The organism is Synechococcus sp. B60.1, assembly GCF_047462555.1.
Lineage (GTDB): Bacteria > Cyanobacteriota > Cyanobacteriia > Thermostichales > Thermostichaceae > Thermostichus.
In genome coordinates this window covers 1-7,255 of the sequence record NZ_JANSJN010000124.1, presented here as the reverse complement: position 1 = coordinate 7,255, position 7,255 = coordinate 1, and the positions used below count along the sequence as shown (strand labels likewise).

Genomic DNA, 7,255 nt, shown 5'->3' with positions numbered 1-7,255 from the left:
AATGATTGAGATGCGAGCGCTTTGATGACTGTAAGCCCCCGCTTGTCAGCGAGGAGAGCGTCTCGTCTGTGGATTCTTGCTGCTGGCTTGGCGGGGAGGGGTAGTGGATGGTTAACCAGCGGATGCGAGGCCGTTCCTCTCCTGCCTCTGGGATCCTCCCCTTTGGCTCCTTGATGGTGCTGAGTGTTTCCGTTGGGGCCTTGGCGGCCTTGGGCTGGCAGTTGTGGCAGCTCCTTGCCCCAATGTTGGCTCCCCCTGCTCCACCCCAATTTCAGCGGGCGGTGCGCCCGGCTCCCTTGCCCAGCCCGACAAGTTTGCCTTCTCCCCCCTTTGTTCGCATCAGTGGGACAGAGTCCTTGCCGGCGGCGGGCACCATCGACCCTGAGACCTTTCCTCCCGGCAGCCGCGGGCGGGTGATTGAGCCGATTGGCCTGGCCATTCGCAGCCAGCCTTCTGCTGATGGAGCCTACCAAGGGGGAATTGTGGCGGGGGAAACGGTGACGGTGCTGGAGTACAGCGCCGATGGCCGCTGGCAACGGGTGCGGCGGGAGTTGAACGGTCAAGAGGGCTGGGTGCGGGCGGGCAATTTGGGCCCTGTGGAAGGGGCGACAGAGGTTGCTTCAGCCACAACTTCTGCAACTTCTACAGTCGAATCCACGCCTGACCCTACTCCTTTGCCGACTCGGCTTTCGGCAGCAACAAACATTGCCCCCGGCTCACAGGGGCGGGTGATCGAGCCAATTGGTTTGGCGCTGCGAGCCACTCCCGACCGGGAAGGGGCCTACATTGGTGGTGTGCCCATGAACGAGGTGGTGACGGTGTTGGAGTACAGCGCCGATGGCCGGTGGCAGCGCATCCGGCGGCAGAATGGGCAAGAGGGCTGGGTGCGGGCTGGAAACCTGGCGCAGGAGTAGCAAGATGCCCCAGCGGGGGATTGTGGTGCCCCGAAAGTTTGTGTTTGGCTAGGTCAGTAGCGCTAGCCGAACTCTAGGTGAAGCAACTCTTCTCTCCCTTGTGGGTCATTTCCTTCAGGGATCCCTTGGCCAAAGGGGTAGTTTTTGCTCTGGTGGCCCTGGGGCTGGCCTCTGGGATAACCGCTTGTCGCCCGGCGGCAAAACGGGAGGGGATCAGGGAGCCGCAGGCGATCTCTGCCTCGGCCAAAGGCACGCTGGAGCTATGGGCCAACGGCGAAGCATTCGTGCGGGAGGGGCTGGTCTCCAAGGACGGCTGGGCACTGCAGTTTGAGCATGTGTACGTGACGCTGGCAGATGTCACGGCCTACCAGACAGATCCCCCTTTTGATCCGCAAGGGGAGGAGGAGCTGCGGGCCAAGGCCCTGGTCAGCCTGACAGGCCCTCTCACGGTGGATTTGGTGCCAGCGGCGGGGGCAGAACGGGTTCTGCTGGGATCCCTGGAAGCTCCCCCTGGCCACTACAACGCCTTGGCTTGGCGCCTGGTGCCGGCAGCAGAGGGGCCGGCCAAGGGCTACTCCCTCTGGATCGAGGGCAAAGCCCGGCCAGCAAAAGGGGAGGGAGAGGGGATCCCCTTTGTGCTCAAGTTCAGCCCCGAGCTGGCCTTTGTCTGCGGCGAGTATGTGGGGGAAGCGCGCAAGGGCTTTGTCCAGGCGGGCCAGGTGGCGGATCTGGAAGCGACTTTCCACTTTGACCATCTGTTTGGGGATGGCAGCCTACCGCCGGAAGATGACCTCAATCGGGTGGCGCTGGGGTTTGCCCCCCTGGTGAAGCTGGATCCCCTCTCTCTGGAGCAGCGGCTAAAGGGGGGATCCGACCCTCTGGTCTGGGATGACCTGCAGGAAAGTGGGACGGCGTCCAAAACCCTCTTGGAGATCCTGCAGAACTTGGGCCACGTGGGGGAGGGCCACTGCCGCGCGTCCTCTGACCGCCTCGACAGGACGGGATCTTGACCTTAGGTCTTTGCCCTCAAGCTTGGGTGGCTTTTGCAGTCGAGAGATTGTCCTCTACTTTTGCCGACCGATGCACTTAGTCTGGCCAAAGCGCCTCCCTTTCTACACTTACTGGCAACTGAGCTGGCTGGCCTGCGGCCTGCTCTTGTCTACTCCGGCTTGGGCTCATGGGGTGGAGGCCTCTTGGCGGGCCGTTCCCACTTTCGAGATCCAAGCCCGCTACGATTCCGGCGAGCCGCTGCGTTCTGCCCGCGTTACGGTGTTTGCACCCACCCATCCCACCACCCCTTGGCAGGAAGGGCAAACGGATGAGCAGGGGCGATTTCTGCTGCAGCCGGATCCTGAGCTCAAGGGACTGTGGCAGGTGCGCATTCGCCAGGCCGGCCACGGCGTGGTGGTGAATGTGCCGGTGGGCGAAGCGGCTATGCAGGCAGAGGGGATCCCCAACGGCTCCTCCTTTGGCCCTCTGCAGCGGGGGGTTATGGCTGCCTGCATCCTCTGGGGGTGCTTGGGTACGGCCCTGTTTTTCTCCCGGCCCCGTCCCTCCCAAGGCCCAGAACTGCCCGACTCCCCAGGAGGTGCTGCCGCTTTGAGCCAGGACTAGCCATGCACATCAGCGAGGGCCTTCTGCCAGCACCGCTTTGGCTGGGGGGGTATGGCATCACTGCCCTGCTGACGGGTTGGAGCCTACACCTCCTCCAGCGCTTGGAAAAGGATCCCCGCCGCCAACTCCCCAAAGCGGCGCTGCTGACCGCCGCCTTTTTTGTTGCCTCCTCCCTTCACCTGCCTTTTCCTCCGGCCAGCCTACACCTGCTGCTCAATGGCTTGTTGGGCGTGCTGTTGGGGGCCTTGGCCTACCCAGCAATTGTGGTGGGCCTGTTTTTCCAGGCGGTGGCTTTTGGCCACGGGGGGCTGACCACGCTGGGGATCAACGCCGCCATTATGGGGATCCCGGCGCTCTTGGCAGGGGGGATCTTTCGGGCAGGCCGGCGGCCAATGGGAGCTGGGTTGGCGGCCTTCTGGGCGGGAGCGGCGGGGGTGGGGCTGGCGGCGCTGCTCTTCTATGGGGTGGTCATGGCTGCTCTCCTAGGCGAGGGGGCGGTCTCCACCCAAGCAGAGCGCTTGGCCTTGGGCAGCTTGGTGATGGCCCACCTCCCTCTGGCAGCGGTGGAAGGGCTGTTTACCCATTGGGTGGTGCGGTTTTTGCAGCGGGTGCAACCGGATCTGTTGGGAGAAGATGCCAAAAGATAGGGCCGAGGTCGTCATCTCCCCGGAGCTCAGGGGAAGGCAGTTCTCCCCACCCGCTCCCCTCCCTCCCTCCCCCGCTTGGCTGCACCGCTGGCAGGCTTTGCCCAAGCTGGTGGGCCTAGGAGCCCTGATGGCAGCTTGCGCCCAGGTGCAGCGCTTAACCTTGCTGCCCCTAGTCTGGGTGCTGGTGGCTCTTCTCTGGGCGCTCTCCGGGTTGCCCCTGCGCCAAGGGCTAAGACGGCTGGCTGCTCCAGGCGCTTTGCTCATCCCCTTCGTTGCCCTTCTACCCCTAGTTGTGGGAGATACCATCCTCTGGCGCTGGGGATCCCTAGCTTTGCGCTGGGAGGGGCTGGAGAGGGCGCTCTGCCTTGGCGGGCGCAGCCTGGCCCTATTGGCGCTGGCAACGCTGCTGGTGGAGACCACCCCTCTGCCAGCCCTGCTGGCAGCTCTGCGGGCTGTAGGGATCCCCGACCTCCTGCTGGAACTGGCCTGGTTGACGCAGCGCTATTTGCAGGAGATAGGCGCCCAGTGGCAGCAGATGCAACGAGCAGCCCGCTTGAGGGGCTGGCAACCGCGGGGATCCCTGTGGCGCCCGGGCCCGGCCTTGCGCCAAGACCTGCCCTTCCTGGCTGCTGCCGTAGGCACTCTCCTAGTGCGCAGCTACGAGCGCTCTGAGCGCGTCTATCAGGCCCTGCGCCTGCGGGGCTACGGAAAAGCGCCCTTGCTCCCAGAAGAGAGGGCAGGGGATCCCTGCAGTTGGGCGGCCAGCGGTCTGGCAGTGGCTGTAGCTCTTGGCTTGGTGTGGGTTCAACTTGGGGGGTAGGCCGATTGAGCTGGTGGGCAGACGATCCTCCTCCCCGCCTTCAGAAGCGAAGCCCAACTAGAACTAGAATAAGAGAGCTTTAATTTCTGGTGTCGCCATTTTCTCGGCCTCTCCTGTGGCTATGAACCGGTTGGAGACCGCTTTGCCTACACCCTCTCGCGGCCCTGTCGCTCCTCCAAAGGAAGCACCGGCCGTTGCCGTTGTGCACCTGGGCTGTGAGAAAAACCGGGTGGACACAGAACACATGATGGGTCTGCTGGCCCAGGCGGGCTACCGGGTGGAAGGGGATGAAGACAGCGCCGACTACGTTATCGTCAACACCTGCAGCTTCATCGAGGCGGCGCGGCGGGAGTCGGTCAGCACCCTGATGGAGCTGGCGGTACAGGGCAAGAAGATCATCATCGCCGGCTGCTTGGCGCAACACTTCCAAGAGGAGCTGCTGCGGGAGATCCCCGAGGCAGTGGCCATTGTGGGCACTAGCGACTACCACCAAGTTGTCCAGGTGATTGAGCGGGTGGAGCGGGGAGAGCGGGTTAACGCCGTTACCTCCAGCTTGGACTACATTGCCGATGAGACCGTCCCCCGCTATCGCACCACCCACGCGCCGGTGGCCTACCTGCGGGTAGCTGAAGGGTGTGACTATCGCTGCTCTTTCTGCATCATCCCCCACCTGCGGGGCAAGCAACGCTCCCGCTCCATCGAGTCTATCCTGCGGGAAGCAGAACAGCTGGCTGCAGAAGGGGTGCAGGAGCTCATCCTCATTTCCCAGATCACCACCAACTACGGGATCGACCTGTACGGGGAGCCACGGCTGGCCGAGCTCATCCGCGCTCTAGGCCAGGTTCCCATTCCCTGGATCCGCATGCTCTACGCCTACCCCACGGGCATCACCCCAGCCGTGGTGGAGGCCATTGAAGAGACGCCCAATTTCTTGCCCTATCTGGATCTGCCGCTGCAGCACAGCCATCCCGAGATCCTCAAGGCCATGAACCGCCCCTGGCAGGGCCAGGTCAACGACCGGGTCATCGAGCGGCTGCGCCAGGCGCTGCCCAACGCTGTGCTGCGCACCAGCTTTATTGTGGGCTTTCCCGGCGAGACGGAGGAGCACTTCCAGCATCTGTTGGACTTTGTGCAGCGCCACCAATTTGACCATGTGGGGGTGTTTACTTTTTCTCCTGAGGAAGGTACCCCCGCCTACCACCTCCCCCACCCAGTGCCTGAGCGCGTCAAAAAAGAGCGCCGCGCCCGCCTAATGCAACTGCAGCAAGGGATCGCCTTCCGCCGCAACCGCGAGCAGGTGGGCCGGGTGGTGCCTGTGCTCCTGGAGCAGGAAAACCCCCGCACTGGCGAGTGGATTGGTCGCTCCCCCCGCTTTGCCCCTGAGGTGGACGGGGTGGTGTACGTGCGCGGGCCGGGATCCCTGGGATCCCTGGTGCCGGTGCAGATTACACGGGCCGAGCCCTACGATCTCTTTGGCCAGGTGGTGGAGGCACCGCCAGGCTTTAGCTGGAGCGGACGGTAAATTTGGTTGGACTATGGCCAGTGCAGATGAGCTAAAACAGGCGGCGGCCCAGGCGGCAGCTCAAAAGGTTCAGTCGGGCATGGTGGTAGGCCTGGGCACGGGATCCACAGCCGCTTTTGCCGTGAGCGCCCTGGCGGAGCGGATGCAAAAGGAGGGGCTGCAGTTTATCGGGGTGCCCACCTCGGAGCGCACAGCGGAACAAGCCCGCTCGCTAGGGATCCCGCTGGCCACGCTGGAGGAGCACCCGCGCCTAGATTTGGCCATTGACGGCGCCGATGAAATTGAAGTGGGATCCCTCAACCTAATCAAAGGAGCGGGGGGAGCTCTGCTGCGGGAAAAATTGGTGGAGGCCAGCGCTGCCGAGCTCATCATTATTGCCGATGCCTCCAAGAAGGTGCCGCATCTGGGCACGCGCTTTCCGGTACCGGTGGAGGTGGTGCGCTTTGGCTGGAAGACGACCCTAGCGCGGGTGGAGGCCCTGGGCTGTCAGGCGGTGCTGCGGCGCAATGCCGACGGGGATCCCTACCTCACCGACGAGCAGCACTACATTCTCGACTGCCAGTTTGGCCCCATCGCCGATCCAGCCAAGCTGGCTGAGCAACTCAAGGGAACGGTGGGGGTGGTGGAGCACGGCCTGTTTATCGGCATGGCCACGGAGGCCATTATTGCTAGCCCTGAAGGGATCGAGACGCTGCGGCGGAGCTAAGGGCCAACTCGGCTGCCAGCAGGATGGCCTGCTTGAGGCTCTCGGCCCGGGCCACCCCTTGCCCAGCTATGTCAAAGGCGGTGCCATGGTCGGGGGAGGTGCGGATAAAGGGCAGCCCCAGGGTCAGGTTGACGGCCCGGTCAAACGCCAGCAGTTTTACAGGGATCAGGCCTTGGTCGTGGTAGAGGGCCAGGTAGGCGTCGGCAACGGCGGGGGATCCTTGGCCATACCAAGCCTGGGCGGGAGCCAGCCACATCGTATCGGGGGGGAGGGGCCCCCAGATTTTGGCGTGGGGATAACTACCTAGCAGCTCCGCCAGCCACTCCTGCTCCTCTGAGCCCAGTTGCCCCTGTTCGCCGGCATGGGGGTTGAGGCCAGCCACGGCAATGACGGGATCGGCAATTGCAAAGAGCTGGCGCAGGGATCCCGCCAGCAGGTCCAGCTTTGTGCGCACCAGTTCGGGGGTAAGGGTGAGGGGCACCTGGCGCAAGGGAATGTGGGTGGTGGCCAGCAGAACTCGGAGCTGCCAGCCGCTGTGGGGGGAACGGGCCACAAACAGCATGCCGTAGCGCTCGCGCCCGCTGAGCTGGGCCAGGACTTCGGTCTGACCGGGAAAGGGGTAGCCCGCCTGGTGCCAGAGGTATTTGGCGATGGGGGCGGTCACGATCCCCTGGAACTGCCCCCGCAGCGCTTCTTCAATAGCTGCTTTCAGGTAGCCAAAGCTGGCTGCCCCGCTCTGGGCATCCCCCCGACCCACGCGCGAGGGCTCTAGGTGGAAGCCGCTGGGGCACTCCAGGACTGGGATCCCTGCCGGGTCGGCTAAAGGATCCGTTACCCCTTTTGCTTTCAAGAGGCGGTGGGCAGCCTGCAAAACCTGCCGCTCGCCTACTACGGTTATCTGGGCGCAGGCCTGCACTTGGGGATCCGCCAGGGCCTTGAGCACAATTTCCGGCCCAATCCCCGCCGGATCTCCCAACGTCAGAGCCAGCTTTGGCAGCACTGAGCTCATTGGATCCTCCCAAAGGGGGAACC

Annotated in this window: 8 protein-coding genes; 7 read left to right on the top strand and 1 reads right to left on the bottom strand. The window is 63.9% G+C overall.

What is annotated here, in order from left to right; all coding sequences use genetic code 11:
- Window positions 1–107: 107 nt before the first annotated feature.
- The 7 genes from NW863_RS11790 to rpiA all read left to right on the top strand — a co-directional run bounded on the left by NW863_RS11790 (window position 108) and on the right by rpiA (window position 6,223).
- On the top strand, window positions 108–914 hold the full coding sequence (locus NW863_RS11790) for an SH3 domain-containing protein (RefSeq protein WP_414366559.1): 807 nt from the start codon (window positions 108–110) through the stop codon (window positions 912–914).
- Between the two features lie 98 nt (window positions 915–1,012).
- Window positions 1,013–1,924, top strand: coding sequence for a hypothetical protein (locus NW863_RS11785; RefSeq protein ID WP_414366557.1), 912 nt, complete (start codon window positions 1,013–1,015; stop codon window positions 1,922–1,924).
- A gap of 70 nt (window positions 1,925–1,994) precedes the next feature.
- Entirely contained in the window at window positions 1,995–2,528 is a 534-nt protein-coding gene (locus NW863_RS11780) for a hypothetical protein (protein ID WP_414366555.1), read from the top strand.
- A 2-nt stretch (window positions 2,529–2,530) separates the two neighbouring features.
- Window positions 2,531–3,175 carry a cobalt transporter CbiM gene (cbiM, locus tag NW863_RS11775; protein ID WP_414366553.1) on the top strand — a complete coding sequence of 215 codons (645 nt, stop codon included), beginning with the start codon at window positions 2,531–2,533 and terminating at the stop codon, window positions 3,173–3,175.
- Window positions 3,162–3,995, top strand: a complete 834-nt coding sequence (cbiQ, locus tag NW863_RS11770) for a cobalt ECF transporter T component CbiQ (protein WP_414366552.1) — start codon at window positions 3,162–3,164, stop codon at window positions 3,993–3,995. Before cbiM ends, cbiQ begins: the two co-directional genes overlap by 14 nt.
- Before the next feature lie 142 nt (window positions 3,996–4,137).
- Window positions 4,138–5,517: a 30S ribosomal protein S12 methylthiotransferase RimO gene (rimO, locus tag NW863_RS11765; RefSeq protein ID WP_414366550.1), complete on the top strand. Its 1,380-nt coding sequence runs from the start codon at window positions 4,138–4,140 to the stop codon at window positions 5,515–5,517.
- A 13-nt stretch (window positions 5,518–5,530) separates the two neighbouring features.
- The gene (rpiA, locus tag NW863_RS11760; protein WP_414366549.1) at window positions 5,531–6,223 is read left to right on the top strand and encodes a ribose-5-phosphate isomerase RpiA; all 693 of its coding nucleotides are present in this window, start codon (window positions 5,531–5,533) and stop codon (window positions 6,221–6,223) included.
- On the opposite strand, the gene pdxA is transcribed toward rpiA, so the two are convergent.
- On the bottom strand, window positions 6,186–7,232 hold the full coding sequence (gene pdxA, locus NW863_RS11755; RefSeq protein ID WP_414366560.1) for a 4-hydroxythreonine-4-phosphate dehydrogenase PdxA: 1,047 nt from the start codon (window positions 7,230–7,232) through the stop codon (window positions 6,186–6,188). The genes rpiA and pdxA overlap by 38 nt on opposite strands.
- Between the last annotated feature and the right edge of the window lie 23 nt (window positions 7,233–7,255).